At 48.2% G+C, this 26,471-nt stretch carries 29 protein-coding genes and 1 pseudogene; 14 read left to right on the forward strand and 16 right to left on the reverse strand.

Annotation, left to right across the window (positions count from 1 at the left end; translation table 11 throughout):
• Positions 1-14: 14 nt before the first annotated feature.
• From C1710_RS05300 to msrA, 3 genes are read right to left on the reverse strand one after another with little or no spacing between them, the layout of a single operon-like run.
• Positions 15-740: a B3/B4 domain-containing protein gene (locus tag C1710_RS05300; RefSeq protein WP_102280809.1), complete on the reverse strand. Its 726-nt coding sequence runs from the start codon at positions 738-740 to the stop codon at positions 15-17.
• A gap of 19 nt (positions 741-759) precedes the next feature.
• Positions 760-1,212 carry a MarR family winged helix-turn-helix transcriptional regulator gene (locus C1710_RS05305; RefSeq protein ID WP_102280811.1) on the reverse strand — a complete coding sequence of 151 codons (453 nt, stop codon included), beginning with the start codon at positions 1,210-1,212 and terminating at the stop codon, positions 760-762.
• 55 nt (positions 1,213-1,267) lie between these two features.
• A complete protein-coding gene (msrA, locus tag C1710_RS05310; protein WP_102280813.1) occupies positions 1,268-1,798 on the reverse strand; it encodes a peptide-methionine (S)-S-oxide reductase MsrA in 531 nt (176 codons plus the stop codon).
• A 148-nt stretch (positions 1,799-1,946) separates the two neighbouring features.
• Between msrA and C1710_RS08260 the strand changes: the two genes are divergently transcribed.
• From C1710_RS08260 to C1710_RS05330, 6 genes are all read left to right on the forward strand, one after another.
• On the forward strand, positions 1,947-2,096 hold the full coding sequence (locus tag C1710_RS08260) for a hypothetical protein (RefSeq protein WP_180961311.1): 150 nt from the start codon (positions 1,947-1,949) through the stop codon (positions 2,094-2,096).
• An 18-nt stretch (positions 2,097-2,114) separates the two neighbouring features.
• Positions 2,115-2,993: a fructokinase ScrK gene (gene scrK / locus C1710_RS05315; RefSeq protein ID WP_102280816.1), complete on the forward strand. Its 879-nt coding sequence runs from the start codon at positions 2,115-2,117 to the stop codon at positions 2,991-2,993.
• A gap of 378 nt (positions 2,994-3,371) precedes the next feature.
• Positions 3,372-4,511, forward strand: a complete 1,140-nt coding sequence (locus tag C1710_RS05320; protein ID WP_102280818.1) for a 5-methyltetrahydropteroyltriglutamate--homocysteine S-methyltransferase — start codon at positions 3,372-3,374, stop codon at positions 4,509-4,511.
• A 20-nt stretch (positions 4,512-4,531) separates the two neighbouring features.
• Positions 4,532-5,278, forward strand: coding sequence for a cyclase family protein (locus tag C1710_RS05325; protein WP_102280821.1), 747 nt, complete (start codon positions 4,532-4,534; stop codon positions 5,276-5,278).
• Positions 5,279-5,320: 42 nt separating this feature from the next.
• Positions 5,321-5,881, forward strand: a complete 561-nt coding sequence (locus tag C1710_RS08530) for an APC family permease (protein WP_408065695.1) — start codon at positions 5,321-5,323, stop codon at positions 5,879-5,881.
• On the forward strand, positions 5,769-6,647 hold the full coding sequence (locus C1710_RS05330) for an APC family permease (RefSeq protein ID WP_408065696.1): 879 nt from the start codon (positions 5,769-5,771) through the stop codon (positions 6,645-6,647). Before C1710_RS08530 ends, C1710_RS05330 begins: the two co-directional genes overlap by 113 nt.
• 33 nt (positions 6,648-6,680) lie before the next feature.
• On the opposite strand, the gene C1710_RS05335 is transcribed toward C1710_RS05330, so the two are convergent.
• On the reverse strand, positions 6,681-7,520 hold the full coding sequence (locus tag C1710_RS05335) for a metallophosphoesterase (RefSeq protein ID WP_102280824.1): 840 nt from the start codon (positions 7,518-7,520) through the stop codon (positions 6,681-6,683).
• Entirely contained in the window at positions 7,504-7,962 is a 459-nt protein-coding gene (locus C1710_RS05340; RefSeq protein WP_102280827.1) for a nucleoside 2-deoxyribosyltransferase, read from the reverse strand. Before C1710_RS05340 ends, C1710_RS05335 begins: the two co-directional genes overlap by 17 nt.
• A gap of 100 nt (positions 7,963-8,062) precedes the next feature.
• On the opposite strand from C1710_RS05340, the gene C1710_RS05345 reads away from it, so the two are divergent.
• From C1710_RS05345 to gtfA, 3 genes and pseudogenes are all read left to right on the forward strand, one after another.
• On the forward strand, positions 8,063-8,962 hold the full coding sequence (locus tag C1710_RS05345) for a GIY-YIG nuclease family protein (RefSeq protein WP_102280829.1): 900 nt from the start codon (positions 8,063-8,065) through the stop codon (positions 8,960-8,962).
• Between the two features lie 130 nt (positions 8,963-9,092).
• Positions 9,093-10,306, forward strand: a pseudogene (locus C1710_RS05350) (MFS transporter).
• 53 nt (positions 10,307-10,359) lie between these two features.
• The gene (gene gtfA, locus C1710_RS05355; protein ID WP_102280831.1) at positions 10,360-11,817 is read left to right on the forward strand and encodes a sucrose phosphorylase; all 1,458 of its coding nucleotides are present in this window, start codon (positions 10,360-10,362) and stop codon (positions 11,815-11,817) included.
• A 78-nt stretch (positions 11,818-11,895) separates the two neighbouring features.
• On the opposite strand, the gene C1710_RS05360 is transcribed toward gtfA, so the two are convergent.
• Positions 11,896-12,915: a zinc-dependent alcohol dehydrogenase family protein gene (locus C1710_RS05360; RefSeq protein WP_102280834.1), complete on the reverse strand. Its 1,020-nt coding sequence runs from the start codon at positions 12,913-12,915 to the stop codon at positions 11,896-11,898.
• Positions 12,916-13,164: 249 nt separating this feature from the next.
• Here C1710_RS05360 and C1710_RS05365 point away from each other — a divergent pair, with 249 nt between their 5' ends.
• Both C1710_RS05365 and C1710_RS05370 read left to right on the forward strand, forming a co-directional pair.
• Positions 13,165-13,476, forward strand: a complete 312-nt coding sequence (locus C1710_RS05365) for a hypothetical protein (protein WP_235857976.1) — start codon at positions 13,165-13,167, stop codon at positions 13,474-13,476.
• A 120-nt stretch (positions 13,477-13,596) separates the two neighbouring features.
• Positions 13,597-14,766: an MFS transporter gene (locus C1710_RS05370; protein WP_102280836.1), complete on the forward strand. Its 1,170-nt coding sequence runs from the start codon at positions 13,597-13,599 to the stop codon at positions 14,764-14,766.
• Between the two features lie 141 nt (positions 14,767-14,907).
• On the opposite strand, the gene C1710_RS05375 is transcribed toward C1710_RS05370, so the two are convergent.
• From C1710_RS05375 to C1710_RS05405, 7 genes are read right to left on the reverse strand one after another with little or no spacing between them, the layout of a single operon-like run.
• Positions 14,908-15,561: a bifunctional 2-keto-4-hydroxyglutarate aldolase/2-keto-3-deoxy-6-phosphogluconate aldolase gene (locus tag C1710_RS05375; protein ID WP_102280838.1), complete on the reverse strand. Its 654-nt coding sequence runs from the start codon at positions 15,559-15,561 to the stop codon at positions 14,908-14,910.
• 17 nt (positions 15,562-15,578) lie between these two features.
• Entirely contained in the window at positions 15,579-16,121 is a 543-nt protein-coding gene (gene hxlB / locus C1710_RS05380) for a 6-phospho-3-hexuloisomerase (protein WP_102280840.1), read from the reverse strand.
• Positions 16,121-16,744 (reverse strand): orotidine 5'-phosphate decarboxylase / HUMPS family protein, encoded by a 624-nt coding sequence (locus tag C1710_RS05385; protein ID WP_102280842.1) that lies wholly within the window; start codon positions 16,742-16,744, stop codon positions 16,121-16,123. The genes hxlB and C1710_RS05385 overlap by 1 nt, the downstream gene beginning before the upstream one ends.
• Positions 16,744-17,709 carry a sugar kinase gene (locus C1710_RS05390; RefSeq protein ID WP_102280845.1) on the reverse strand — a complete coding sequence of 322 codons (966 nt, stop codon included), beginning with the start codon at positions 17,707-17,709 and terminating at the stop codon, positions 16,744-16,746. The genes C1710_RS05385 and C1710_RS05390 overlap by 1 nt, the downstream gene beginning before the upstream one ends.
• Before the next feature lie 17 nt (positions 17,710-17,726).
• Entirely contained in the window at positions 17,727-19,016 is a 1,290-nt protein-coding gene (locus C1710_RS05395; protein ID WP_102280848.1) for a transporter permease, read from the reverse strand.
• 35 nt (positions 19,017-19,051) lie between these two features.
• A complete protein-coding gene (locus C1710_RS05400; RefSeq protein ID WP_102280850.1) occupies positions 19,052-19,801 on the reverse strand; it encodes a sugar phosphate isomerase/epimerase family protein in 750 nt (249 codons plus the stop codon).
• Between the two features lie 13 nt (positions 19,802-19,814).
• Complete coding sequence (locus C1710_RS05405) at positions 19,815-20,072, reverse strand: hypothetical protein (RefSeq protein ID WP_102280852.1); 258 nt, start codon at positions 20,070-20,072, stop codon at positions 19,815-19,817.
• A gap of 259 nt (positions 20,073-20,331) precedes the next feature.
• Here C1710_RS05405 and C1710_RS05410 point away from each other — a divergent pair, with 259 nt between their 5' ends.
• Positions 20,332-21,324, forward strand: a complete 993-nt coding sequence (locus tag C1710_RS05410) for a LacI family DNA-binding transcriptional regulator (RefSeq protein WP_102280854.1) — start codon at positions 20,332-20,334, stop codon at positions 21,322-21,324.
• Between the two features lie 67 nt (positions 21,325-21,391).
• On the opposite strand, the gene C1710_RS05415 is transcribed toward C1710_RS05410, so the two are convergent.
• Positions 21,392-22,030 carry a pyridoxamine 5'-phosphate oxidase family protein gene (locus C1710_RS05415; protein WP_102280857.1) on the reverse strand — a complete coding sequence of 213 codons (639 nt, stop codon included), beginning with the start codon at positions 22,028-22,030 and terminating at the stop codon, positions 21,392-21,394.
• Between the two features lie 153 nt (positions 22,031-22,183).
• Between C1710_RS05415 and C1710_RS05420 the strand changes: the two genes are divergently transcribed.
• Positions 22,184-22,825 (forward strand): NAD(P)-binding oxidoreductase, encoded by a 642-nt coding sequence (locus tag C1710_RS05420; RefSeq protein WP_102280859.1) that lies wholly within the window; start codon positions 22,184-22,186, stop codon positions 22,823-22,825.
• Positions 22,826-22,886: 61 nt separating this feature from the next.
• On the opposite strand, the gene C1710_RS05425 is transcribed toward C1710_RS05420, so the two are convergent.
• Positions 22,887-23,588, reverse strand: a complete 702-nt coding sequence (locus C1710_RS05425; RefSeq protein ID WP_102280862.1) for a Bax inhibitor-1/YccA family protein — start codon at positions 23,586-23,588, stop codon at positions 22,887-22,889.
• A 135-nt stretch (positions 23,589-23,723) separates the two neighbouring features.
• Positions 23,724-25,124 carry a DUF2252 domain-containing protein gene (locus tag C1710_RS05430; RefSeq protein WP_102280864.1) on the reverse strand — a complete coding sequence of 467 codons (1,401 nt, stop codon included), beginning with the start codon at positions 25,122-25,124 and terminating at the stop codon, positions 23,724-23,726.
• A gap of 254 nt (positions 25,125-25,378) precedes the next feature.
• Here C1710_RS05430 and pdhA point away from each other — a divergent pair, with 254 nt between their 5' ends.
• Positions 25,379-26,470, forward strand: coding sequence for a pyruvate dehydrogenase (acetyl-transferring) E1 component subunit alpha (gene pdhA / locus C1710_RS05435; RefSeq protein ID WP_102280867.1), 1,092 nt, complete (start codon positions 25,379-25,381; stop codon positions 26,468-26,470).
• The last annotated feature ends 1 nt before the right edge of the window (position 26,471 follow it).

Here is a 26,471-nt window from a genome sequence, read left to right on the forward strand (position 1 = left end):
TTAGTAGTTCATTATTAAAAATTGTCTGGGGCAACAGCTTCCGGATGATCCTTCGTCAGGTGGCAGACCTGACTTGGTTGAACACCAAAGTAGTGGTTGATTAACTTACTCAGTTCTTCCATCGCTTTGTTGGCCCGGTCAATTTGTTTTGGATCAATGGCTTCCATGACGGCGACAATGTTTTTGGAATCTTCCGTCAGCATTGTCCGCTGAGCATCACGCCAGTTTAAGCAACGGCAAACAGCACCCTGATCGTCGTAGTAGGCGACTTCGCCGTCGAGCGTTGGTTCATCCTTGTCCACACCCACGGGTTGGAAGGGCAGACCAGCTTCAACTTGCCCCAGGTGCATGTCGCCGGCGATCTTCTCCCGGTCTTCGATTCCGACTGGTACGCCGTAGGTCAGCGAGATACTGTTATAAACGTCGACCAGCGGGTCAATTGGAGCCAACTCTCGTCCCTGGTTAACACGTTTGAGCAGTGCCTCAATGGATGAGCGGGCACCCTTCTTCTTCTTGAATTGCTGGAAAGCCTTTCGCCACTGGTCAACGACCGGGTTTAGACGGAAAGTGTCGTTAGTGAGAAATTCACCGGCGGCTTTTGTTGCCTGCTGCAACAATTCTTGTCGTTCTTGCAGGTTGGCATCACTACTGTGGTTGTCAATTCCGTTGACGTAAAGGATATTAACCTGGGCATCAGGAAAGAGTTGCCAAAAACTGTCGTCGATTACTACTTGCTTCATTATCCAATCCTCCAGATGATTAATACTTCCGCTTGCCACCGCGCTTGACAAAGTTCCAATCACCGTCGATGTTGTGACGGACCCGGACCAGATAATCATGTAACTGCTGGGCTTCTTCTTCCGAAAAACCGCGAAGGCCGACCGAGTTAGAGTGTTCATTTTCCCGGATGATAAACGGGTAGATGGCCTTTCCCTTTTCGGTGACGTACAAGTGCTTGATCTTCTTGTTGTGCGGGTCACGCTTACGCTCAATAAAGCCGTGATTTTCCAGCTTTTTAACGGCACGCGCAATGGTTGAGCGGTCAACCTTGATCATGTTTGATAACTGCTCGGAGATGATGCCGGGGTGTTCGTAAATCCGTACTACATAGAGGTATTGACCACGTGCGAGCTCGATCTCCTTAAATTCAATGTTGGAGATGGAATCCAGTGCCCGGTCAATCATTCCAATTTCTCGTAAGATATCAACCATGATCGTTCTCCTTGTATTCTACGTCAGCTTTGTTGCAAATGCAATAAAATATTAACTACTTCTTCTTGAACTGGGCTTGGTACTTTGCCCGTCCGCCCGCTTCTTCCAGCTGGCAACGCTGGGGATTCTTTTTGTAGAAGTCCTGGTGGTAGTCTTCGGCCGGATAAAATGGCTGGGCTGGTTCGATCCGGGTGACAATTGGTTCACTAAATCGCCCGGAAGCGGCTAATTCGTGGCGGGACTGTTCGGCCACCCGCTTTTGTTCTGGTGAGTTGTAGTAGATGACCGGCCGGTACTGGTCGCCACGATCCTGGAATTGCCCCATCGCGTCAGTCGGGTCGGCGACTGTCCAGTAGGTTTCCACGAGCTTTTTGTAGGGAAAGACTTGCGGATCAAAAGTGATCTCGACGGCTTCCGTATGACCAGTTTTCCCAGTGCAAACCTGTTCATAAGTCGGGTGCGGGACGTGCCCACCGGTATAGCCACTGACGACTTTCTTGATTCCTGGCAGGGTATCAAACGGTTGGACCATGCACCAGAAACAGCCGCCAGCAAAAATGGCGGTTTCTAATTGGTGTTTACCCATCAGCATCCACTCCTTTATTATATCTTGCAAACTAGTTCTGGCGTTATTTTATCACGGGACTGCTAGCCAAATTGAAAAAATGCTTAAGACGACCCCAAAAAGGGTAAAATAGGGGTAAAGAATTACGTGCGACAGGGAGGATAGGATATTGAACTGGAAAAAGGCGTGGAATTACCTGATGGTGGTCTACTGGGCGGTCGTCCTGGTACTTACCGTGATGAACAAGATGATGTTGTCAATGGATTTGATGGCAATGGGTATGCTGGCGATGGCGATTGTTGCTGCGGCACGAAAGTGATTGAGGGAGGATACAGTCATGTTATTGGGAAGTATTGAAGCAGGCGGTACCAAGTTTGTTTGTGCCGTTGGTAATGAGGATTACCGGATTAAGGATTCAAAGATTATCAAGACGACGACACCAGAAGAAACTATCGGTCAGTGCATTAACTGGTTTGACCAGTATCGTGACCAGCTGAAGGCGCTGGGAGTGGCGTCTTTCGGGCCAATTGAGATCCGGCAAAACTCACCGCAATACGGCTTTATCACTAACACTCCCAAGAAGCACTGGGCAAACACAGACTTCGTGGGGCCACTGAAGAAGCACTTTAATCTGCCCATTGCCTGGACGACCGACGTGAATGGCTCGGCTTATGGGGAATACGTTTTAGCTACCTTATTTAACCAGCAGGTCAGCTCGCTGATTTACTACACCATCGGCACTGGTGTTGGGGCTGGTGAAGTGGTCGACGGCCACTTTGTCGGTGAACTGGGACACCCTGAAGTTGGCCATATCCGCGTCAAGCGTCACCCTGATGACCTGGATTTTGCCGGTATTTGCCCTTATCACGGTGACTGCCTGGAAGGACTGGTCAGTGGGCCGACTTTTCCGGCGCGGTTAGGAATTAGTGGCCGGCAAATACCACTGACTGACCACGTTTGGGACATTATGGCCTATTACGTTGCCCAGGCGGCGCTCGATTCGACGCTGATGTTTCGACCAGACAAACTTGTTTTTGGTGGCGGCGTTGTTAGTGAAAATTTCTTGAAGAAAGTTCGCCGGGAATTTCAAAAGCTGCTGAACGGCTACGTGGACGTGGGAGAGGTTGACGATTATCTGACGATGCCACTAGCTAAGAACAACGGCTCAGCAACGATTGGCAACTTTGCCCTGGCGCTCAAAGAAATGAACCAGTAGAAAAAAATTAGGATTTACTGTTGACAACATTAGAAAATGATTATAATATACTGGCAAGCAATTTAATAACCGCGATGAAGAGATGAGTAATCATCAGGAGCCTTCTCCAGAGAACTGCGAGAGGTGAGAGGCAGTGTTGGCGCCGGTGACGAAGATGGTCTTGGAGCGATGAAAGCCGTGAGCGTTGGCAAGCGGCTGCCGGGTTGGTGCACGTTATCGTACCTGGGTATTCTCTGGAGTACCTGTAGAGGGTTTAGTCGTGAGGCTGAACCAAAATAGGGTGGTAACACGCTATTGACGTCTGTCAGTATCCGTCCCTAGAGCTAATCGGAAGGTTGGCTCTAGGGACTTTTTTTGTTCATGAAAGGAGTCACTATTATGACTGAATTTACTAGGAGAACCGTATCACCATTTCGCTTTGACATTGTTGGCAGCTTCCTACGTCCACGGCAGTTAAAGGAGGCGCGGGCTAAGTACCAGGCTGGTCAGTTAAGCCGTCAAGAACTTACTGCCGTGGAAGACGCTGCAATTATCGACTTAATCAAGAAAGAGGAAGCTGCCGGCCTTCACGCCGTGACTGACGGCGAATTCCGTCGCAGCTGGTGGCACCTCGACTTCATTTGGGGCCTTCACGGGATCGAAAAAGCGACTGCGCAGGAAGGTTATGGTTTTCACGACGAAACGACCCGCGCTGAAACTGCCAAGGTTAGTGGGAAGGTTAGCGGGGAGCACCACCCCTTCGTTGATCACTTCAAGTTTACCCGCGACCACGTCTCGGCGGGAACGGAGGTAAAGCAGACAATCCCATCACCAGCTCAGGCTTACTTCGAATTCCTTCGTCCAGAAAACATTCCGACCGTGAAGGAACACTATTCGTCATTTGACGCCTTTGCTTCTGACCTGGTAACAGCTTACCGGCAGGTTGTGGCTGACTTGTACGCTGCTGGTTGCCGGACCCTCCAGCTGGATGACTGTACCTGGTCTACTTATGCCGACTTTGCCCAGCACCCAGAACACATCCAGACGGCCGGGTTTGATGTCCAGCAGCTAGAAAAGCTAGAAGAACAATCCGTCGATCTTAATAACGCTGTTATTGATGACCAGCCGGCTGACCTGGTAATTAACACGCACGATTGCCGTGGAAACTACCATTCAACCTGGGCCGCTACCGGTGGGTATGGTCCGGTAGCCGATCCGCTTTTCACAAAAGAAAACGTTACTGCTTTCTACTTGGAATACGATTCGGACCGGGCAGGTGGTTTTGAACCCCTCGCGGCGGTTCCAGATGACAAGTACGTGGTCCTCGGCCTGGTAACTTCAAAGAGCGGCCAGTTGGAAGACCAGCAAGCAATCATTAAACGGATCCACGAAGCGGCCAAGTTTCATCCGCTCGATAAGCTTTGCTTAAGTCCCCAGTGTGGTTTTGCGTCAACGGAGGAAGGAAACGTTCTGACTGAAGAACAGCAGTGGAAGAAGATCGCCCTCATTAAAGACATCGCTAATGAAGTCTGGGGCTAATTAAGGAAAAGGTGATTAAGATGACAGAAAAGACAACCTCACAAACTCAACAACTAGTAGCGTCATTGAAGAATAAGCACTGGGTCGACCTGACCCATACCTTTGGTCCGGATAGCCCCCGTTTTCCGTCATTTAAACCCGCAAAGTTTGACACAATTTTTACCCATGCCGATGGTTTCTTTGTTAAGGAATATACTTTTCCCGGGCAATATGGAACTCACATCGACCCACCAGTTCACTTTTACAAGGATGATGACCGCTACGTGGAGGATTTACCCCTTAAAGACCTGGTGCTCCCGTTAGTCGTTATTGACCACCATGAAGCGGCAACTGCTAATCCTGATGCAAGCCTGACGGTCAAGGACATTAAAGTCTGGGAGAAAAAACACGGGGCTATTCCAGCCGGATCGTTTGTCGCCTTGCGAACCGATTGGAGCAAGCGCTGGCCGTCCCAGGAAAAGTTTGAAAACAAGGATGCTAACGGTCAGAACCATTACCCTGGCTGGTCACTCGACGCCCTGAAGTACATTTATGAAACCCGCCATGCCACCGCTAATGGGCATGAAACATTCGATACTGATACCGCGACGGAACAAGGTGACGGGCTGGTTGGTGAATACTACGTTTTGTCACACGGGCACTACCAGGTGGAATTGTTGGATAATCTTGATCAGGTGCCGGCAACCGGGGCCGTTATTAACATTTCCGTTGCCAAGCCGGAAAAGGCACCCGGTTTTCCGGTCCGCGCATACGCCATTTTTGATTAAGAAATAAGAAAATACGTCAAGCTGCTAGAGAGAAGGAATAAAATGGAAGAAGTTGAAACAGGAACACTCAAACGGTCCCTTTCTACCCGCGATCTGATTATTTACGGAGTGATTTTTATGATTCCGGTAGCGCCGGTCGCCTTCTACGGTTCATTTTTGAAGCCGGCGAATGGGATGGTCGCACTGGCTTACTTAGTCGGGATGATTGCAATGCTTTTTACCGGCTTCAGCTACGCAACGATGAGCCATCGTTATCCGTATTCCGGCTCGGTTTACACCTATGTTCAACAGGGAACCACCCCGGCACTGGGATTTCTTGGTGGCTGGGGAATTTGCCTGGATTACCTACTGATTCCTACCATTACTTACTTAATCAGTGCTTCATTTGGGCATGAACTGCTTCCGGCGGTGCCGGTTTGGGCGTGGATTACTTTTATTGCTGTGTTCAACACCATTATTAACCTGTTGGGGGGTCGACTTTGTATCTCGGTTGAGCTGGTTGCTATTCGGCCTTCAAGCACTGGTCTTAGCAGTCTTTATTTTCTTAACACTCCGTTTGACTCTCCTTGGTCAGGTCCATCCGACGAGCATCGCCTTTTATAACCCGACCCACTTTAACTTTTCGGGGGTGTTGCAGGCGACGGGCATTGTGATTGTTTCCTACCTGGGCTTTGATGCCATCAGCACGTTGGCAGAAGAGGCAACTGAGCCACGTCGTTCAGTCGGTCGAGCAATCATCGGTGCGATTGTGGGCATTGGGTCGCTATTTGTGATCACCACCTGGCTGGCCGGCTGGGTAGCACCGAATTACCTCTCATTAAATCCGGCGACGGCTTTTTCACAAATCATTAACCGGGTTGGGGGACCGGTACTGACGCGATTGACAGACATAGTAGTTGTCTTGTCATTTGGCCTAGCTGGTGGTCAGGAAGGACAGACGGCAGTGTCCCGCATTCTGTTCGCCATGGGTCGTGATGGGATCTTGCCACGGCAGTTTGCTTACCTTCACAAAACTCGCCGCACTCCCTGGGTAGCGATTATCCTGGTTGGTGCTTTGTCATTAATCTTGTCACTAACCCTGACGCAAAATACTGTTTCTAACCTGGTAAGCTTTGGGGCACTCTTTGGCTTCCTCCTCCTCAACCTTAGTGTTATTTACCGTTTCTATCTGCGGGGAGAGAAGAACTTGTTGACGACGTTGAAGTACCTGTTATCACCGCTAATTGGTTTTGCGGTTAGCTTGTGGATCTTCCTGAGTTTAGCCACTTCAGCCAAAATTGTGGGCGGTTTGTGGTTACTAGTTGGGTTCTTAATCCTACTGGTAAAGACCAGAGGATTTCGTCAGCCGATACCGCGATTAGAGTTATAAAAACAAAGGGGCAACCTCAATTGGTTGTCCCTTTTAAAGTTCGATGATTTTTAAAGTCTGCCGCCACTGGTCAAAAAAGTTGTTGGCTTGCCATTCATTGGAGCGCTTATTACGGACACCAACAGCCTGATTATAGTAGCTTACTCCATGACGAGTAATAACGGGGTGCTGACCGTGGAGGTGACCAGAAAAGACTAGCTTAACAATTCCTGACTGTTCTAGTAAGTCACCAAGCTTGCTGCTGCCCATCATTGCGCGAAACATCTGGTAGAAATACTGCTGCCGGGGCGAGCTGACAAAGGATGGTTGGGGAGAGAGCAGTTCGGCGCGAGGGGCAAAATGGGTCAGGAAGATAACCTGCTTACCAGCTTGTCGCGCGTCATCAAGTTGCTTTTTCACCTGCTGCAGGACGTTAGCCATTTGTTGTTGATCGTCAAATGGCTGATCGATCGCACTATCCAACCAGTAGGCATTCTTCCACTGGGCGACACGCCGTGGTTGATTGGCATAAGCGGAGAAAGAATAATCATACCAGCCGTTGTTGCCAATTACCCGCCACCTTGTTCCGGGCAAGTCAACAAATTGCTGGTGGAGGTAACCGGGGTCTGGGCAATGTTCCACTAGCTGATGGGGAGCGTTCTTCAGCATATCATGGTTGCCCGCAATAAAATAAGCAGCGGCGCGGGGACCGAGCAACTGACGCATGCGGGAAAAGTAATTGCGGGTCTGCTGGAAGTCGTTAAAGAGATCGCCACCAAAGAAATAGTAGCTGATATCGTGGCCAAGAAGCCAGTCCGACTGGAAGTTTAACGCCTTTTCAACGTCAATCCGGTTGACGTCGAGGTGGTTATCACTGCTAACGGCGATCTTCATCTGACTGTGCCATTTCCCGGGAAAATTGTTGTAGTTGGTGGCTCAAAATCCGCTTTGCATCTTCAATGGAAGAATAGTAATTGATGTTGTTAAAGAACGTCGTACCGTTAATCATTGCTGATAAGCGGCTTTCTTTCTGACGGTGAAGAATAATTACGGGAGTGCCGATTTTTTCAGCGTAGGCCAGTTCGTAGCCAACTCCCAGGCTCGGCTGTGTAGTTTCGGCGATGACCACGTCGGCCTCTTCCAGAAATGAGACGTCGCGATCGCGAATTTGCTTGTCAGACAACTTTTTCTCACCAGCGGCCGTTAGCTGGTCAGAACCGATGTGTTCAGTCAGGACTTGCTGGTGCTTGTTCATAATCAGAAAGTTAATCAGCTGGTGGTAAAGCTGACGATCCTGGCGACCGCCACGGATAGCGGCAGCAAAGTAAATTTTCATGATGTTTCTCTCCTTTTTGCGGCTTATTATACAACGAAAACAACATCGGCAGGTGATATTTGGTATGATAGTCGCAGCAATAAAGTATAGGTGGTACAACATGACTCAATTGAACCATTTTTCGTTAGATGTGCAAAAGAAACTGCAAAACTATGTTTACGCGTTAATTGATCCACGCCCGGATAAGCAGCATGCATTAAAAGGGACCGTCTTTTATATTGGTCGGGGCAATGGCGACCGGGTCTTTCAACACGAGGCCGAGGCTCACAGGGGAAAGGCTCATGGTGAATATGCGAAGCTGGAACGTATTTTGGCGATTGAACGGGACGGCTACCACGTGAAGAGAATGATTATTTCGTGGGGGCTGACCACGAGCGAGGCCCAGGTGGTTGAGGGAGCAATGATCGACTTCCTAAAAATTCTGGATCAGGGCAGCTATGGCGCTGTTTGGAACAACAGGATGCCCGGATACCACAATGACGATCAGGACCAAGCCCACCTACCATATTCAACAGTCGAAGAGATTAATGATCGACTAGCCATGCCGCCTGTCTCACTACAGGACTTAAAAGACCAGCATATTGGTTTAGTGACTCTCGGCGGCTCAAGCGATCCGCAAGATGCTAATAACTATCAGCTTCTTGGTAGGGCGGCCTTTAATTCCGATAAGGTAGCCCGCCGTTCTTTTGGGAACTGGGTAATTGGTAAAAATGAAGATAAAATTAAGTACCTCTTGGTTGTGACCCATGGTGATTACGTGATCGTCGGCGCTTTCCGGATTGTTAAGCCTGGCAACATTATTGACAATCCGGTGAAATACCAGCGACGCAAGATCTACTGGCGTGATTCGCCGACCGAAAAAGGGCAACCACTGGCAACCAACGATTATGTTCAACCGGTCACAGAGATTAACGGTATTAAAGTAGGACCAAATATGCGTCTTACTGACGTTTGGTTCAACGCCCAGCAGTCCGGCCTCAATGTCGTTGATAATAAGTAAGTGCTAACCATGAATTCAAAATGCTTGGTTATGCATAGGGGTTGACAATTAACCGCTATCAGTGCAACTTATCCGAAGAACTTTGATCACTATTGATCAAACTATTATATTCAAGGAGCGACCGGATACTATGAGCAAGAAGCATTCGATGATAACGAAGCTGGCTTTCCTGTCGGTTTCATTGATGGTGACTAGTGCTTATGCCATTCAAGGCTCACTGCCGCAGTTAAAAGCAGCAATGCACATCACCCAGACGCAGTCGGAATACTTAGTCACGACGCCGTCATTTGCTGTGATGATTTTCGTGGTGCTCTCACCGTTGATTCAGCAATGGTTCCATATTTCGGATAAGAAGATCATTATGGCCGGGGTCACGATCGTCGGCTTGGCCGGGATTGTCCCGATGTTTGTTGATAACTACACGACCATCCTGTTGTCGCGTTTGATTTTAGGCGCTGGTTACGGTCTTTATAATTCGCAGGCCATCTCCGTTATTTCGGTATGGTACGATGGACAGGAGCGGGCACAAATGCTCGGTTGGCGGGCTGCCGCCGAACAAGTCGGCCAGGCGTTGACGCTAACGATTGCCGGACTCCTACTGAGCTACCTGGGCTGGCGGTCGTCGTTTGCGGTATACTTCCTGGCTTTTGCAGTGCTTTTCTTCTTTGCACTGCGTGTGCCGGAAGAAAGTCAAGCACAAGACGACCATGTGGATGAAGACAACCTTGCAGAAGAATTAACCGACGAAAACGGACCAATTACAAAGATTAGTCCGGTGGTTGGTCTGCTAGTGTTATTCGCGTTCCTGCTGGTCGTTGACTATGTCGGGATGGAGAACCGTTTTCCGGGCTTGGCCGTTGCCATCAACGGTGAGCACTACACGGGAGCTTCGATGTTTTTGTCCCTGATGCTGATCGGTGCCACTCTCGGGGGATTACCTACGGGTGGATACAGGACCGACTCGGTTTTGGGACCGTTTATCTCGGCTTGGGACTGATGGCACTGGCTAACTTCCTGTTCGGCTTTGCAGGGGACAACTACTGGTTGATGGTTCTCGGCCTACTGTTAATCGGGTTCCCGCTGCAGCTGGTGTCACCACTGATTTTCAACCTGTTACCTGATTTGGCGCCAGCTGACCGGCAGCCACTGGTAACGTCACTGTGTTTGATCGGGTTTAACTTCGGCTCCTTCTTCTCGCCGACGATTGCCGAATGGACTAATCATTTGACTGGCAAGCCGATGAGCGGAATGGGATTAGCTGCACCGTTCCCGATTTACGGGGTGGTCTTGTTGCTGATTGCCTTGATTATTTTCTTGGCAACCCGCCGCCACGCCACTAAGTAATGTTGTTTGTCGTGATTTGTCATTATTAATTATTTCCGAGGAGGATTTTAACCATGCCAATTCAAAACAAAGCAATGCTCATTACCTACTCTGATTCAATGGGTAAGAATGTTAAGGAAACCCACGAAGTACTGAATAAGTATATTGGGGATGCGATCGGTGGTGTGCACCTGCTACCGTTCTTCCCGTCAACCGGGGACCGTGGTTTTGCCCCTTACCGTTACGACGTTGTGGATCCTGCTTTTGGGGACTGGTCAGACGTTGAAGCATTAGGTGAAGACTACTACCTGATGTTCGACTTCATGATCAACCACATTTCAAAGAAGTCAGAGATGTACCAGGACTTCAAGGCTAAGCACGATGATTCCAAGTACAATGACTTCTTTATCCGCTGGGAAAAGTTCTGGGAAAAGGCTGGCGAAGGGCGGCCAACTCAGCATGATATTGATATGATCTACAAGCGGAAGGACAAGGCTCCTGAGCAGGAAATCGACTTTGCCGACGGAACGACGGAACACCTGTGGAATACTTTTGGCGAAGAGCAGATTGATATTAACGTGAAGAGCAAGGTGGCTAACGAGTTCTTCAAGGAAACACTGATCGACATGATTAAGCACGGGGCCGACATGATCCGTCTGGACGCCTTTGCTTACGCGGTTAAGAAGGTCGGCACTAACGACTTCTTCGTTGAACCAGAAATTTGGGACCTGCTGAACAAGGTTCAAGATATCCTGGCACCATACAAGGCAATCATTCTGCCAGAAATTCACGAACACTACACTATTCCGCAGAAGATCTCGCAACACAACTTCTTTATCTACGACTTCACTTTACCAATGACCACCCTCTACACTCTGTACTCCGGAAAGACCAACCGGTTAGCTAAGTGGTTGAAGATGAGCCCGATGAAGCAGTTTACCACCCTCGACACCCACGACGGGATTGGGGTAGTGGATGCGAAGGATATTCTGACTGACGACGAAATTGAGTATGCTTCTAACGAGCTCTACAAGGTCGGGGCCAACGTTAAGCGGAAGTACTCCAGTGCTGAATACAACAACCTGGATATTTACCAGATTAACTCGACTTACTATTCAGCTCTGGGTGACAACGACAAGGCTTACTTGCTGGCCCGGGCATTCCAGATCTTTGCTCCTGGTATTCCAATGGTTTACTATGTTGGTTTACTAGCCGGAACCAATGACCTGGAGCTGCTGGAAAAGACCAAGGAAGGGCGAAACATCAACCGTCACTACTACAGCAAGGAAGAAGTGTCCGAGGAAGTTCAACGGCCAGTGGTTAAGAACTTGCTGAATCTGTTGTCGTGGCGTAACAAGTTTGCAGCCTTTGACCTCGACGGTTCCATCAAGGTTGAAACGCCATCTGAGACGACGATCAAGATCACTCGCCAAGATAAAGATGGCAACAACGTCGCTGTCCTGGACGCTGACGCTGCTAACAAGACCTTCACGATTACCGCTAACGGTGAAACCGTGATGGAACAAAAGTAATTTATTACGAAGACGATAAAATCCCCGTGGCGAAACGTACGCCACGGGGATTTTGCGATGTTATGTCAATCAAATCAACTAGGCGTTTTCACCGCCGACCTTGACAATGGCCTTGGTAACGCCAGTTAACTTGCCGCTCACGAAGTCTTCGACCTCACTTAAGTCGAGTTCGTGAGACATCAGCGGAAGGGGATCAACATCACCTGACTGGAGAAGACCGATGGAATCTTCGAAGGTGTAAGGGTTGATGAATGAACCCTGGATTTTCAGCTGCTTTTGGAAGATCTTGTAGGAGTTAATCGTAAAGGTGGAGTCTGGGTTGCCAACACCAAACATCAGTACCTGACCGCCACGACGAGCAGCTTCAACTGCCTGTTCCTGAGTTGCAGCCAGGCCGACAGCTTCGATCACGATGTCATACGATTCTGCTTTGATATCTTCTGGGTGAGTCTTGTTGTTGACTACCTGGAAGCCAAACTTATCGTGGAGCATGTCGAGCTTTTTCTGGTTGCGGGCCGCCATTGTGACTTCACGAACACCACTGGACTGCAGGATCTGTCCCATCAGGATCCCTTCAAAACCGGCCCCAATGATCAGGGCATTTTGGTAGGGGTGGAGTTCCAATAAGTCAATGGCGTGCATTGCACATGAAATGGGTTCGATAACGGCTGCAGCTTTCAGCGAAACGTTGTCAGGAATGTGGTAAACCACTTCGGCTGGCGCGGTAAAGAATTCCTCAAAGCCCCCGTCGCGGGTGACACCGACAGCATCAAGGTGTTCACAGAACTCTGGACGGGAAGTCCGGCAGTAGAAGCAATTGTGACAGTAGATATTTGGGTCGATGCTGACACGGTCACCCGGTTTAAAGCCGGTAACAGCTGAACCAACGGCGGCAACCACCCCGGAATTTTCGTGACCCAGGACAATTGGCGGAACGGCGTCAGCTGACCCCGGTAAACCATTATAGAGTCCCTTGTCGGTCCCACAAATCCCAGCGTAGGCGGTGTGAATCAGCACTTCATTCGGCTTCGGCGTTGGTTTGGGGTAATCCGTTTGGACTTCCATTTTTTTGACGCCAGTCATGACTAAAGCTTTCATCAAAATTCCTCCTTTGATTACAGATAGCAACGTTGTTGATCAGTAACTTAATTAATCGTTAGTGATCATCCATTAGTGACAACTAAGAGACCTATGACTAAGCCTCGTCCAGTAAGCAGGACCGTGGTTTTCGGCCACTTACTTTCTTCAAAAACATCGTACATTCTGAACTTTAACGTGTCAACCGGTTGAATATCGTGATGACTGGTCTTATCATGGCTTCCGAGATTGGGAAGGGGAGGAATGACGATGAAAAAAACAGTACAAGTTAACCCAGACCTTCAGCAACAGAAACGGCAAGCAATGCAGCGCCGCTTGACAGGGCGGGTAGCAACTGTGGCTTGTTTACTGATGTATTCGTCGTATGTCGGTCAGGTTAGTACTAACTTGGCGGGAAAACCTGTTTCCCCAGTTCAGCCGTTATTTGCGGCCATCAACGCACTTTTGTGGGTCATTTACGGGTGGAGTAAGCCCCACCAAAAGGACTGGCCGGTGATCATTGCCAACTTTCCGGGGATTATTTTTGGGATGCTGACCGCGGGAACAGCGTTTGTTAACTAATTTTAATAATAAAACTTAGCATGGGGGTCTTCCGACAAGAGGGAACCTTTGTTAAAATACTTTGGTTACGACAATCTGAAGAAAGGACAAGGCAGAGCATGATCTGCTAATTAAATCAAAATGAAATACCGACTTCAAGCAATTCTTTTTGTCTTCGTAGCGTTTATGCTCGGTTGTAACGAGTACATGATTGTTGGTGTCCTTCCCGACATTGCGCACCAGTACCACGACTCTCTTTCGAAGCTTGGATTACTGGTAACAGTGTTTGCGCTGGTTTACGCAATTTGTACGCCGTTGATTACCTCACTGGCTAACCGTTGGAAACGGCACCGGGTGCTGCTGGTCCTCATGGTGATTTTCTTTATTGGCAACACCTGGACGGCCCTAGCAACAAACTTTATCTCGATGCTATTATCACGAATCCTGACTGCGTCAGTAGCCGGAGCGATTATCTCACTAGTGTTGGTAATGGCTAGCTTCGTGGCACCGCGCGAAAAACGGGCCAGCCTGGTTTCATGGGTCTTTGCCGGCTTCAGTATTGCATCGGTTGTGGGGATTCCGATTGGGACAATTATTAGTCATACGCTGACCTGGCATGATAGTTTTTGGATGATTACCGGGTTGACAATCATCGTTTTTGCTCTGCTTGTCTGGCTGGTGCCGCGCGATACGCCGCAGGTAAAAAGTTCCTTCAATAAACAATTTGTTCTCTTGAAAGACATTCGTGTTCTGTTGGGAGTTTGCTTTATTGTCTGTGTCTGCGCTGCCGATTACAGCATTTACACCTATATTCGGCCGTTAATTACTGATGGGATGGGGTTTGACTATTCTTGGCTAAACTGGTTATTGTTTGGCATGGGGATTTTCTTTATCATCGGCAACAAGTTTGGTGGTTACTTGGCAGACCGTGGTGGGGTGCATAAGCTGTGGTCAATTTATGCTACTATGACGGTGCTTTACTTGGCTTTCGCCAGTGTTTTAACACTCAAGTGGGTGGCAATTGTCCTCATTGCCTTGTTATGTATTGCCTTTTCCTGCTATGGGTCGTCGACGCAGTTGATGTTCTTAGACATTGCTGAAAAAGAGTACCCACAGTCACTAGACCTCGCTTCTTCGCTGAACTCCATTTTTGCTAATATTGGGATCTCATTGGGGTCGTTTACCGCTTCTCAAGCAGTGGGCTTCACCGCAATGAAAAACCTGGGCTATGTCGGGGCAGTTTACGGGGCTATTGCAACTATCCTGGTGCTAATCCTGCATCGTCAGTACCAAGGGATGAAAGAATTTTAATACAGAAACAGAAAAAGCGTTGCGACATAATCCCTCTTATTCACACTAAAAGTTAACAGGCGGTACAACAATGGCCTCTAGCGTTCGGGACTACCAGAACGTTAGAGGCCATTGTTGCTCCCTTTTTGTCTGTTTAGATAACTAGTGTTCTTGACGAATCCGTGCCAGTTCGTCGTGGAATTGTTGGGCGTTCTTGGTAACTTGCTCGTAGTCCCCCTTGGAACCAGGGCCGACCAAGCTGCCACCAGCACCACAGCAGAAGGCACCAGCTACCAACCAGTCTTTCAGGTTAGCCAGCGAAACACCACCACTTGGCATGAAGTTGGCCTGCGGGAATGGACCGTGCAGTTCGTGGATCATCTTGGTGCCAGCAATTGCGCCAGGGAAGATCTTGACGACATCGGAACCACTCATCAGCGCAGTTTGAACTTCGGTTGGGCTAAAGCAACCTGGCATGTAAGGGATTGCGTACAGGTTGCAAAGCTTGGCGACTTCGGCATTGAATGACGGGCTGACGATGAAGCGGGCACCAGCGACCATTGCCATCCGGGCAGTAGGACCATCGAGCACGGTCCCGGCACCAACAACGACTTCCGGATCGTCAGCATAGTCTTCTGACAACCGCTTGATAGTCACGTCGGCATTTGGCGAAGTGAAGGCAAGTTCAATTGCCTTAACACCGCCCTTGATGCTGGCCACAGCGGTTTGATAAGAATTCTCCTCGCTGGTTCCCCGGACAACGGCCAGGACACCGGCTTCTTGGACAGCCTTTAGGGCTTGAAACTTTTTTAGCATATTTTAACCTTCTTTGATTATTCCATGTTGCTGTGAGTGTGCGCAGCAGCAGCATTTGAAGTATGGTCGCGCCGGCTCAGCTTGAGGCATAAAACATCAAGCGTAATGTGAACGGTTTGATCAAAGAGAGTACTCAACAACTGGATCGACTTTACTCCGTCACCAGCCTTGGTAGCCCCGGGAACGACAATTGACTTGTCGGCCAGGTTTGCCAACTTGGATTCACTATTACTAGTGACACCAATGAGGGTGGCACCGTTATCCTTCGCTTTTTCGGCGAGTTCAACGATGCTTTTGGTGTTACCGGAACCGGAAACGGCGACCAGGACATCACCCGCCTGAACTGATGGGGTGATGGTTTCGCCAATGACGTAAGGGGTGTAGCCGATGTGCATCAACCGCATCGCAAATGCGCGGGCCATGAGTCCAGAACGGCCGGCACCCAGAACGAAGATCCGTTTATCCTTAGTTAACAGTGGTTCGACGTCGTCCAATTGACTTTCGTCGACAAGGTCCAATACTTTATCAATTTCTGCTTTTACTTGCTCTACTAATGCCATTACTTAATCACCTTCATGAATTTTTGTGCTGCGGAAACAGGGTCGTCACTCTTCATGATTTTACTGCCGACGATCACCGTGTCAGCAATTCCTTGCTGACTGAGTTTAGCTGCCTGCTCCAGGTCGATTCCCCCGGCGACGTTAATCCGCTGAACTTGTGGATAGTCAGCATGGAACTGAGCAACTGATGCGGCGGCATCAAAGTTAGCACTGCTGTCCTTAGCATGGTGAATGCCATAGATAGCGTGGTCAAAGCCTAGTAATTGCTGTGTCTTTTCCTTATTAACTTCCATCAAATCAATGAACATTTGCCGGTGAGCCTTTTCGGCAACTTGGTAGCAGGTGGTTAGGGTGCCGATAGCACTCGCACCCATTACCGTCAGAATGTCAGCGCCAATGGCAAAACCCTGTTCAAACTCGTATTTTCCTTCGTCAATCGTTTTGGTATCAAGGAGTAGTTCAGCATGGTGGATGCCTAACTGATCTTTCTGCAGGGCATAGCACCCGTAATCTTTTACTAGGGACGTCCCCATTTCGATGATATCAACAATTGGGTCGAGCTTGGACGCAATTTCTTTGGCGTAATCCAGGCTAACCCGGTCGATGGCGACTTGCAGCTTCATTATTCTTCGGTAACCCCCTGTTCAGTGTAGAACTTCTTCAGACCATCAGGTGTTGGGTAGCCGTCGTTGTCGCCAGGCGTTTGAATTTGCAGTGCGCCAACGGCGTTACCACGCATAACGGCTGTCTTCATGTTCTTGCCTTCGAGCAGGGCAGTAATAACCCCGAGGGCGAACCCGTCACCGGCACCAACAGTGTCGACGATGTCCTTTTGGTCAACGTGGAAGCCGGCAACAGTGTACTTGTCGCCATCAGCCGTCTTGACGAAGGCACCCTTAGAACCAATCTTAACGATAACGGTCTTGGTGCGTTCACCCTTCAAGTAGAAGTCGGCAATTTCTTCAGGATCATCAGACCCCATCAGAATCTTACCTTCTTCGACCCCTGGCATAACGATGTCAGCGTAACCTGCTAATTCGTTTTCGGTCTTAACCATGTAGTCATGACTCTTCCAGGTGTCACGCAGGTTCGGGTCATAAGTGGTCAGGATGTTGTTGTCGTTCAGACGCTTGAAGAGGGTCCGGAAAGTTTCTTCGGCGGTGTCGGAAATGCTTGGGAAAATCCCAGACATGTGGGCAATCTTAACGTCGGAGAGGTCAACCTTGTTGATGATGTCCTTAGTCAGGAAGCAGGCTGCAGAGTTCTTCCGGTAGTTGAAGACTTGTGGGTCACCCTTGGTTACCCGTTGCTTAATTTGGTGACCAGTCCAGTGGTCAGGGTCGTAAGAAACGTATTCCGTGCCGACCTTGTGGCTGGCAATGGTCTTCTTAACGAACTCACCAAATGGGTCTTCACCAACCCGGGAAATGTATTGAACGGTGTGGCCGAGGCGTTTAACACCGATAGCAACGTTTAGTTCAGCGCCACCCATGATTTTGTGCCATTCAAGGGCGTCTGCTAATGAAACGTCTGGTTCTTCAGAACAAAAAGTGACTAATGGTTCACCGATTGTAATAACTTCACTCATGATATATTCCTACCTTTCTAACCAAAGAAGTGGTAAACAAGTAATTCGTTGATGATACATACGATCCACATTACTGGAACCCCGAGCTTTAAGAAGTCCTTGGATTCAACCTTCATGTAATCAAGACCCCAAACGTTCCATGATTGGGTAATGTCAGTGGAAATCGCAAACAATGTTGCGGTGTACATCAATGGCAGCATGAAGACGTCACTGAAGAGCCCGGTACCAGCCAATACGGCGGCAGTTGCGGCACCGGCACCCCAAACCTGCAACGGTCCACGGAAGAGGGCTAATGGTGAGAGAATCCCGAATGCTAAACACAGTACCAGGGTATTGTGGGGAAGGATTGCAGAAATAATTGGCCGGAACTTAGCAGCGTCAATTGAAGCAGCGCCGCTGAAGAATGTCAGGGCCATCAAGAACATTACCAAACCGGCAATATCACTAATCGCCTGGGAAATGGTATCGTTCATGAACTTAACCATGTGCTTGTAGTTCTTAAACTGGCCCGTCAGCAGCATGGCAACGATCACACCGAAGACCAGTGCAGGAACAGCGTCCCACTTGAAGAGCATGTTCATCGCAACCGGGATGATCGGCACAATGTAGGTAATTGGCGAAACCTTTTTAATCTCGTCAGCATTGTCGTTGGCACCAATGATTGCCAGATTCTTTTCGGCGTTTGCCGGGTTAATCTTCTTGCGGTGGAAGAAAAGAAAGAGTAAAACGATGACCATTTGGACAACCATCGCGCAGACACCAAACTGCAGGTACTTCCCACCGTAGATTGACTTCGGGAAAAAGGCTTTCATTTGGTTGTACAAAACAACGTTGATGTACATTGGCGCACCAATGGAAAGAGCAAACAGTGACAAGGCGAGGTCCCGTGGCATCCCGATTGAAAGCAGGATTGGCAACAGGATAACCCCGATGGCAATAACGGAACCGACACCGTAAGCACTAACGAAGATCAGGCAGGTAACAAGGGCAACTAAGACAGCTGCCAGCAGCGGCTTTTTCTTGCCGACCTTGTTAGTTGCGGCAGAAATCCCTGGGGCGATCCCACTGTCAACCAGAACCCGGCCAAACCAGGAACCGAAAGCAATGTAGATAATCGTTGGCCCGTACTTAAGTGCTGGTTCAGCGAAAACCTTTTGAATGGCGACGTTGAATGGTACCAGGCCGATAACCGACCAGAGAATCGCCATGATGAAGAAACCAATCATCAGGTTACCGCCCTTGATGATGTAAAAAATAAAGGCAATAAAGGTAATTAATAGTAGTATTGCAATAATTGTTGACGACAATTTAACTCACCTTACTTTAACTAATTTAAAATTGTTTAATTCTGTGCGTCATTGAACAGCTTAATTTGTGAAGCGATCAATTCGTCGTTGTCCATTGGGAATTCAAGGGCAAATTGAACATCCTTTGGCAAATAGCTGACAATGATTTGCCAGTTAAACATTCCCTTGCTTAAATCAGCAGTGGTGGTCATATTACCTTCAGCATCCAGCATCGAGTTCTTTAAGTGAATGTAGTCACAGAATGGTGCCAGCTTCTTAGCAGCTTCAACAGCGTCAAAGCCAGTAAATGCCCAGTTACCCAGGTCATAAACGTAACCAATGCTGTTTAAGCCGGCCTCACGAGCGGCTTCCAGGAAGGTGTAAATGGCATCAGGCGTACCAGAAACAGGAGTCTGGTCATTTTCAACGTTCATCTTGATTGCAGCCAGTGGGAACTTAGCAAAGTCAGCGGCCAGGTTGCCACGGTAGTTGTCGAAGTGACCAGTGTTGAACTTGATCTTGCTGATGCCCATCTTCTGGCCTTCTTCAAAGTACTGGCCCAGCTTTGGGTTGATGGAACCATCATCTTCAAAGACCACGTCAGGAACACTGTAGTTGACGATCAGGTGGTCGGCAGCGGCAGCTTTAGCGACACCGTCCAGTTCGCTATCAAAGTTCTTGAAGTATTCACGACGTACTTCGATCCCGTCAGCACCAAGCTTCCTAACCCGGTCAACCAAGTCAACTTGACTAGTACCGTTTTGAACGTCTTTTTCAAAAATCCAGGTATTTAAAATCAAAGTCATAATTTGTCTCTCCTTAATACTTATTGAGTTCCTTAACCCGTTCGAGCAGTTCTTCAAAGGTCATGTCTTCAAACTTCTTGGCGTCAGCCTTGCCGAAGTTCTGCCGTTCAATCGAATTAAAGTCTTCGACGAGGTAGTAAGCGGTCAGGTAGCCCATCAAAAACTTCTTTGCTTCATGGACTAGCTGATCGTTCTTCATCCCCTCCGCGACAGCCGTTTGGGCAAAGCGCAGGGCAAACTTCTGTGGGTCAATCAACGTCCGATCATTCATTAAATCCCCTCCAATAGTTGTTATCGCTTACAAGAAGTAGTGTAACCTGTTAACCAAAATAATGCAACTGGTAAAAAAGTAGTATAATAATGATGAATACAATAATAGCGGCAAGTTAACCGTTATACTATTAATTTTTTGGTTAACCTGTTACCCAAAACTAAAAATAACAGGACAGTCAAGCGGAAAATTTACGTGCGTCAGTCTGGAAAGTCAGGTAAAATGTTCAAGCAAATTGGAGTGAGTTAACGTGCAAATAATGAAAAAGAAAAAAAGGCCGACCATCCGCGACGTGGCGGCATTAGCCGGCGTATCGGTAGCAACAGTTTCGCGCTACCTTAACGGCAAAACCAATAAGATGACGACCGCAACGGCGGCCAAAATTAAAGAAGCGATTGCCAAACTACAGTACATTCCTAACCCGGCAGCCCGGGAAATGTCACACAATAAAAGCATGATTGTGGTGATCGTGGTGGCTAACGTCGCCGACTACTTCTCCACTGAGATCTTCAAGGGTGCTTCTCGCAAACTGGAAGCCGCGGGTTACGTCCCGGTATTGCTCGATTCCGGGGCGGACCAGTCCCACGAAAAGCGCATTTTAAATTCAGTTAATATCCACGGGTTCGACGGGCTCTTGTTTCAGCCGCTAACCAGTGATACTGCTTTGATCCAAAGCGAGCTGACCCGTCATTTTCCGGTTGTGATCCTTGACCGGGAACTCAAGCGGTCACCATGGCCACAAGTCGTCACTGATAATTACCAGGCGGCCAGCAACGCTACTCAGCATTTTGTCGATGAAGGGTTCAAACACGTGGTGGTTCTTTCTTCAACCATTAAGCAGGCATCAACTCGTCAGGAACGCTATCAGGGAATCGTTGACAGTGCAAACGATGTTAGTGTCGTGGAAATTGACGAAAACCACTTTGACCGTGAGCAGGTTTATCATCAGTTGGTCAGCTTGCTGAAACAGAAGCAAAAGACCATGCTATTTAGTCTCAAGGAACGGTGGCTGCTAGAATTCTTGCCGCGACTAATGCAAGATGGCCTGATTAACCAGGAAAGTACCAGGGTGACAGGTTTTGCTGATACTAGCTTAATTAAGGCAATTTGCCCATATGCCCAGGTCATTTCACAAAATCCTTCCTATATGGGAGAACGGGCAGCAGAAGTGCTCCTCAAGATGTTGAAAGGCGAAAGCCGCGAAATCGATGATATCGTGATTAAAGCAACGTTTGCAGATAATAAACAGTAAAAATAAGTAGAATAAAGCCACCAGCCTGATTGAATAGTCAGCTGCTGGTGGCTTTTACTAGGATTTATTAATCTTTTGTTGTTGAAGCGCCCGTCGAAGCGTCGCTGTCTTCACTATCATTATCAACCGGTTGGTCGGCAAAGTCATCATAGAGTAAACCGCCGTTTTCATCGTAGTGTTTACCACGATTTAGTGGCTGGTTGAGGTGAAGGGCCTGCTGCCACGACTTGGTCGGGCTGCTGACGCGGGCCGTGATGTTGCTGACCTTGATTTGCCAAACATTGATGTCCTTCACTTCATCAGGAATGATTGCGACCGGGCTCTTGGTGACGTAGTGGTGAATGATTGCCTTCAAGGCGTTTGCCTTTTTCTGTGAATCCGTAATCCGTTCAGGAAGACCATTACCAATGACACTCATAAAAGAGGGGTTGAATTCTGTTGGCGAAGGCGGGGTGTAGACGAGGTTTTCGTGGCCGTGGTCGACCTCAAAACCGATGGCCTTGCCTGAATCGAGGGCAGCGGCCTTTTCGCCATCGCCGGTTCCGTGGATATAGAGAACAAAGCTGCCATCGTTTTGCTGGGTAAAACCGTAGTGAACAGGAACCACGTAGGCACCGTGGTCGTTGGTTAATCCAAGGTGTAAGATGTTGCACTGGTTGAGAATCCAGCTGATCTTCGCTGGATCATGAATAATATCTTGACGCATTATGATTATCCTCCTTAATTTCTTATCATCAGTATAACGCAAGGTAAAGCTGAATTGAGCGTTTTTTGAAAACGGTTACCAGAAAACGTTTTTGCTTTAGTTCTTACAAAAAATAAGCTATATTAGCAATGAAGTAATAAAGGAGGAACCCTGATGAAACAAGTATTTATTGCTGGTGGTTCTGGACGCGTTGCCACCGAATTAATTAGGTACCTGGTTGCTAGTGGCTACGCGGTGGTGGCAGGAGCGCGCCATCCGGAACGGGTGGTCCAGTTGACAGGTGTGTCTGCGGTTAAAATGGACCTTCACGACGGTGTTGACCAACTTGCTCAACTGATGCACGGTTCATTGGCAGTCTACTTCACCGCTGGTTCACGAGGTAAAGATCTTTTACAAACCGACGCAATGGGGGCGGTGAAGACGATGCAAGCTGCTGAAACAGCAGGTATTAAACGCTACGTGATGTTGAGTTCGATGTACGCTTTACAACCAGCTAAGTGGTCACAATATCCGGCACTAGCCAACATTACCGACTACAACATTGCTAAGTTCTTTGCTGACCGGTACCTGATCGATAATACCCAACTGGATTACACAATTATTCAGCCGGCCACACTGACCGAAAAGCCGGCTACTGGTAAGGTAACGCTGGGTGAAGGTGATGATACAACCAATCCAATTCCTGACGTCGCCCGAGTATTAGCCGATGTGTTGCCATTAAAGCCAGCGTATGGTCAAGTCATTATGATGAGAAGTGGACAGACACCGATCGGCCAAGCACTAAAACAACTATAAACAATAACTCCCGGCAGTGGTTTTGAGCCCTTGCCGGGAGTTTCTTTGTTATACGATAAAATTAGCGATCATCGCCAAAGCTAAAGATGGTTAAAAAGTTAGCGAAGAGGTTAACGAAATCCAAGTAAAGCTGCAAGGCACCGACGATGGCCAGTCCAGCAACTTGTTGACTACTGCCATAACGGAAGAAAATGTTTTTCATCTGGCGGGCATCCCAGGCGGTTAATGCGGTGAAGATCCCGACAGCAATAAAGGAAAGCAGGTAGTCCACGGCTGGATTACGGAAAAACCAGTTGATGATCATCGCGATCACTAACCCAATAAGAGCAGCACTTGCATAGGCGCCAAGCCGCGTGAAATCGCGACTGGAGAAAGTGCCGATTAAAGACATGGTCAAAAAGACACCTGCAGCCGAAATAAAGGCGGTCGCAATATTGGCGTCAGTATAGGCTTCAGCAATGAACGAAAAAGTGATCCCATAAACAATTGCGGTGATTGCTAAGAGAACTAGACTCAACAAAGGGTTGCGGGTTGCATCAAAGCTAATGATAAAGGTGAGTGCAATTGGCAATAAAATGATGAGCCAGATGCCCCACCGACTATTGGAAATAAATGCAGAAAACTGATCAGCGTAAACATTCATGACAAGAGAAGCCGTAACAGCTGAAATAAAGACCGCTAAGCACATTAACCCATAGGTCTTCGCGAGGAAACGGTTAAGGTTATTGCCACGAGAATAATTATCTGATGAAAAGTAATCCATTTTTAGTCGCTCCCTTCTGCAAGTTGATGTTACACCTTTATGATAGCTTGATAACTAAGAAATGTAAAATCGCTTTCAAAAGAAAACTTGTTATCAACGTAAAAACACCGCTTCTTTAAGAAACGGTGGAGCAAATTAACGTAGTTGAAAATGGTCATCAAGCCCGGCTAAGAAGGCTGCGTAATCTTTTTTGACTTGCTGGGCATAGTGCGCTGCCCAATCAGCAATGGCTAAATCAACCTTCTTTTGGCCCTTTAGGTAACCGCGAATCATTGGCGCAGTCGGGCTTTGAAAATGCGCTTTAGCTAGGAGAAAACTACAGATTTCTGAGTAAAGAGCAAAACCTTCCCAATCTAACTTACCGACATCAATCGATTCCTTCATGTCCCGAAACTGACGAACATAGTAAGAACGGTGACCAAAATGGGTGCTACCGAGGAAGGGATCGGATGCCGACTGTAGAACTTTTTGTGCAGTGACAATTCGGTTGCCGGCGTTAACTGAACGACGGATGACATCGTCGACCGTCAACTGTAACAGGTTATAACGTAGCGGCAGCGATTCCTTCATTTGTAAGACGAGGTGGGAACCATCGTTGCCGGCAAGCAAGAGCAGGTAACAACGAGTACCAAAACTACCAACCCCGACGCTATAACGGATGATGTCAATAATCGTGTAGTTGGCAAGCAACACCTTCACGTCGGCCGGCAAGTGGTTGCGATACTCGTAAAAACCGTTGACAATTGCGGTGTAAGTGTTTTCGTCAACGTGTTTAGCCCGGGGAACGTTATCAATAAAACGACGGCGACCATTCTTCTCCTTGACGGTTTTCTTTTCAACGATGGTTTCAGAATTCGACTTAGAACTTTTGACCACAATCTTCTGAAGAATGTGGGCCAGATGTGACGATTCGGTAAGGTGGTCGGCTTCGTGCAGCTGTTCCATCATGTCGTGGATTTCGTAACTAGAATAAAAGCGACTAGTTAACGACTGGTGGTAGGAGTATTTGATGGCTTTGCGGTAAACTTTCACCACCCGACGGCACAAATCGTGGAGACTGTCGGCTGAGAAATTATTTTCACTACCTGCTAGCAGGACGCTAACTAGTAGTCGCTTGAGATCTGATTCCCAGTTGCCAATCCGTGCTTCGTCAAAATCATTAAGGTCGAACAGTAACTTTCTCTCTGGTGAAGCGTAAAAACCATAGTTGTTGAGGTGGGCATCACCACAAATGATGATGGGGATCATACTCTGGTTTTGCTTCTTTAAATCGTCTTCCATCAAGTCGGCGGTTCCCCGATAAAAGGCAAAGAGGCTGGCGGACATACGCTGGTGACGTAGTGGTAGTAGTTCCGAGATCATGTTGGCCTCGGTCATTTTAATAAGTTCGACAGGATCGCGATCCACGGGAACGTAATCTCCAAGAAGCAGGGGACTCACCAGATGACACTGGTGCTCGCCCTGTTGTTTCAACTCCTTTTTCGATCGGCGGATGGTAACCTGGCTGAGCTTGAAAATATCAAGATGACGATTCATAAACGGTGTTCCTTTCTGCAAGCAATAGTTACTTGTATTTTAGCGCAACTGTCAACTAATACCGATGTTGATCGTTTTTTCACATGAAAAAATATTTTTGCTCTTTTGTCGGTTGATAATTACCGCTCCAGGTGCTTTTTACTTCGTGCAGATTACCACAATGGTTGAACCACGTTCAAAAGATATTACAATAAATAATGTAAGCGCTATACTTGAGGCTTTTTGCCGTCTCTGTCAAAGGGGGATGTTTTTGGATGAAACAAATAGATTTTGAAAAGTTGAAGCGCACACCAACTGACCAACCGCTCCAAGTCCTGGATGAAAAGGGCCAGGTAGTGGATAGCCAGTTGATGCCCAGCTTAAGCGATGACCAACTAGTAGACTTATTTAAGCAGATGGTGTGGTCACGGGTAGTTAATGATCGGACTACTAAGCTGAACCGGCAGGGCCGCCTGGGGTTCTTTGCGCCAACTAGTGGTGAAGAAGCAAGTCAGATGGGCTCCAACTACGCGATGAAACCGGATGACTTTTTACTAGCTGGTTACCGGGATGTTCCCGAGCTAGTTAAGCACGGGTTGCCACTGTGGAAGGCCTTCCTATGGTCTAAGGGTCACGTCGCTGGTAATGTCTACCCCGAAGATTTTCAGGCCGTGCCGCCACAGATTATTATTGGGGCCCAGTACGTGCAAACTGCTGGGGTTGCGCTAGGCATCAAGAAAAATGGCAAAGCCAACCTCGCCTACACCTACACGGGTGATGGTGGGACCTCGCAGGGTGACTTTTACGAAGGAATGAACTTTGCTGGAGCTTATCAGGCACCAGCCCTCTTTATGGTCCAAAACAACCTCTACGCGATTTCAGTACCGCGGAGTAAACAGACGGCAGCCAAGACCCTTTCCCAAAAGGCAATGGCCGCTGGGATTCCTAGTCTTCAGGTTGACGGGATGGATGTGCTAGCCGTTTATGAAGCGGCTCGTCAGGCCCGTGAATGGATTGTGGCGGGTAATGGTCCAGTGATGATTGAAACACTCACCTACCGTTACGGCCCGCACACTCTCTCTGGTGATGACCCGCACCGTTACCGGACAAAGGAAGAAGAGCAGGAATGGCATGCCAAGGATCCGTTGGTGCGGATGCGGAAATTCCTTGAGGATAAACAGCTCTGGGATGACCAGCAGGAGAAGGATTACATCGATCAAGTCTCTACTGAAGTAGACGAAGCAATGAAACAGGTAGAAAGTCAACCTGAACAGAAAGTTTCTGAGTTTTTGAAGAACGAGTACGTGGAGACGCCGCCGGCAATTCAAAAACAGATTGATGATTACCAACAAAAGGAGGCAAAGTAAA

The organism is [Lactobacillus] timonensis (assembly GCF_900240275.1).
Classification (GTDB): Bacteria; Bacillota; Bacilli; order Lactobacillales; family Lactobacillaceae; genus Limosilactobacillus; species Limosilactobacillus timonensis.

Excerpts from the sequence above, each read along its gene's own strand:
- C1710_RS05300 (WP_102280809.1), bottom strand. The coding sequence starts at position 740 with ATGAAGCAAGTAGTAATCGACGACAGTTTTTGGCAACTCTTTCCTGAT.
- C1710_RS05305 (WP_102280811.1), bottom strand. The coding sequence starts at position 1,212 with ATGGTTGATATCTTACGAGAAATTGGAATGATTGACCGGGCACTGGAT.
- msrA (WP_102280813.1), bottom strand. The coding sequence starts at position 1,798 with ATGGGTAAACACCAATTAGAAACCGCCATTTTTGCTGGCGGCTGTTTC.
- scrK (WP_102280816.1), top strand. The coding sequence starts at position 2,115 with ATGTTATTGGGAAGTATTGAAGCAGGCGGTACCAAGTTTGTTTGTGCC.
- C1710_RS05320 (WP_102280818.1), top strand. The coding sequence starts at position 3,372 with ATGACTGAATTTACTAGGAGAACCGTATCACCATTTCGCTTTGACATT.
- C1710_RS05325 (WP_102280821.1), top strand. The coding sequence starts at position 4,532 with ATGACAGAAAAGACAACCTCACAAACTCAACAACTAGTAGCGTCATTG.
- C1710_RS08530 (WP_408065695.1), top strand. The coding sequence starts at position 5,321 with ATGGAAGAAGTTGAAACAGGAACACTCAAACGGTCCCTTTCTACCCGC.
- C1710_RS05335 (WP_102280824.1), bottom strand. The coding sequence starts at position 7,520 with ATGAAGATCGCCGTTAGCAGTGATAACCACCTCGACGTCAACCGGATT.
- C1710_RS05340 (WP_102280827.1), bottom strand. The coding sequence starts at position 7,962 with ATGAAAATTTACTTTGCTGCCGCTATCCGTGGCGGTCGCCAGGATCGT.
- C1710_RS05345 (WP_102280829.1), top strand. The coding sequence starts at position 8,063 with ATGACTCAATTGAACCATTTTTCGTTAGATGTGCAAAAGAAACTGCAA.
- gtfA (WP_102280831.1), top strand. The coding sequence starts at position 10,360 with ATGCCAATTCAAAACAAAGCAATGCTCATTACCTACTCTGATTCAATG.
- C1710_RS05360 (WP_102280834.1), bottom strand. The coding sequence starts at position 12,915 with ATGAAAGCTTTAGTCATGACTGGCGTCAAAAAAATGGAAGTCCAAACG.
- C1710_RS05365 (WP_235857976.1), top strand. The coding sequence starts at position 13,165 with ATGAAAAAAACAGTACAAGTTAACCCAGACCTTCAGCAACAGAAACGG.
- C1710_RS05370 (WP_102280836.1), top strand. The coding sequence starts at position 13,597 with ATGAAATACCGACTTCAAGCAATTCTTTTTGTCTTCGTAGCGTTTATG.
- C1710_RS05375 (WP_102280838.1), bottom strand. The coding sequence starts at position 15,561 with ATGCTAAAAAAGTTTCAAGCCCTAAAGGCTGTCCAAGAAGCCGGTGTC.
- hxlB (WP_102280840.1), bottom strand. The coding sequence starts at position 16,121 with ATGGCATTAGTAGAGCAAGTAAAAGCAGAAATTGATAAAGTATTGGAC.
- C1710_RS05385 (WP_102280842.1), bottom strand. The coding sequence starts at position 16,744 with ATGAAGCTGCAAGTCGCCATCGACCGGGTTAGCCTGGATTACGCCAAA.
- C1710_RS05390 (WP_102280845.1), bottom strand. The coding sequence starts at position 17,709 with ATGAGTGAAGTTATTACAATCGGTGAACCATTAGTCACTTTTTGTTCT.
- C1710_RS05400 (WP_102280850.1), bottom strand. The coding sequence starts at position 19,801 with ATGACTTTGATTTTAAATACCTGGATTTTTGAAAAAGACGTTCAAAAC.
- C1710_RS05405 (WP_102280852.1), bottom strand. The coding sequence starts at position 20,072 with ATGAATGATCGGACGTTGATTGACCCACAGAAGTTTGCCCTGCGCTTT.
- C1710_RS05410 (WP_102280854.1), top strand. The coding sequence starts at position 20,332 with ATGAAAAAGAAAAAAAGGCCGACCATCCGCGACGTGGCGGCATTAGCC.
- C1710_RS05415 (WP_102280857.1), bottom strand. The coding sequence starts at position 22,030 with ATGCGTCAAGATATTATTCATGATCCAGCGAAGATCAGCTGGATTCTC.
- C1710_RS05420 (WP_102280859.1), top strand. The coding sequence starts at position 22,184 with ATGAAACAAGTATTTATTGCTGGTGGTTCTGGACGCGTTGCCACCGAA.
- C1710_RS05425 (WP_102280862.1), bottom strand. The coding sequence starts at position 23,588 with ATGGATTACTTTTCATCAGATAATTATTCTCGTGGCAATAACCTTAAC.
- C1710_RS05430 (WP_102280864.1), bottom strand. The coding sequence starts at position 25,124 with ATGAATCGTCATCTTGATATTTTCAAGCTCAGCCAGGTTACCATCCGC.
- pdhA (WP_102280867.1), top strand. The coding sequence starts at position 25,379 with ATGAAACAAATAGATTTTGAAAAGTTGAAGCGCACACCAACTGACCAA.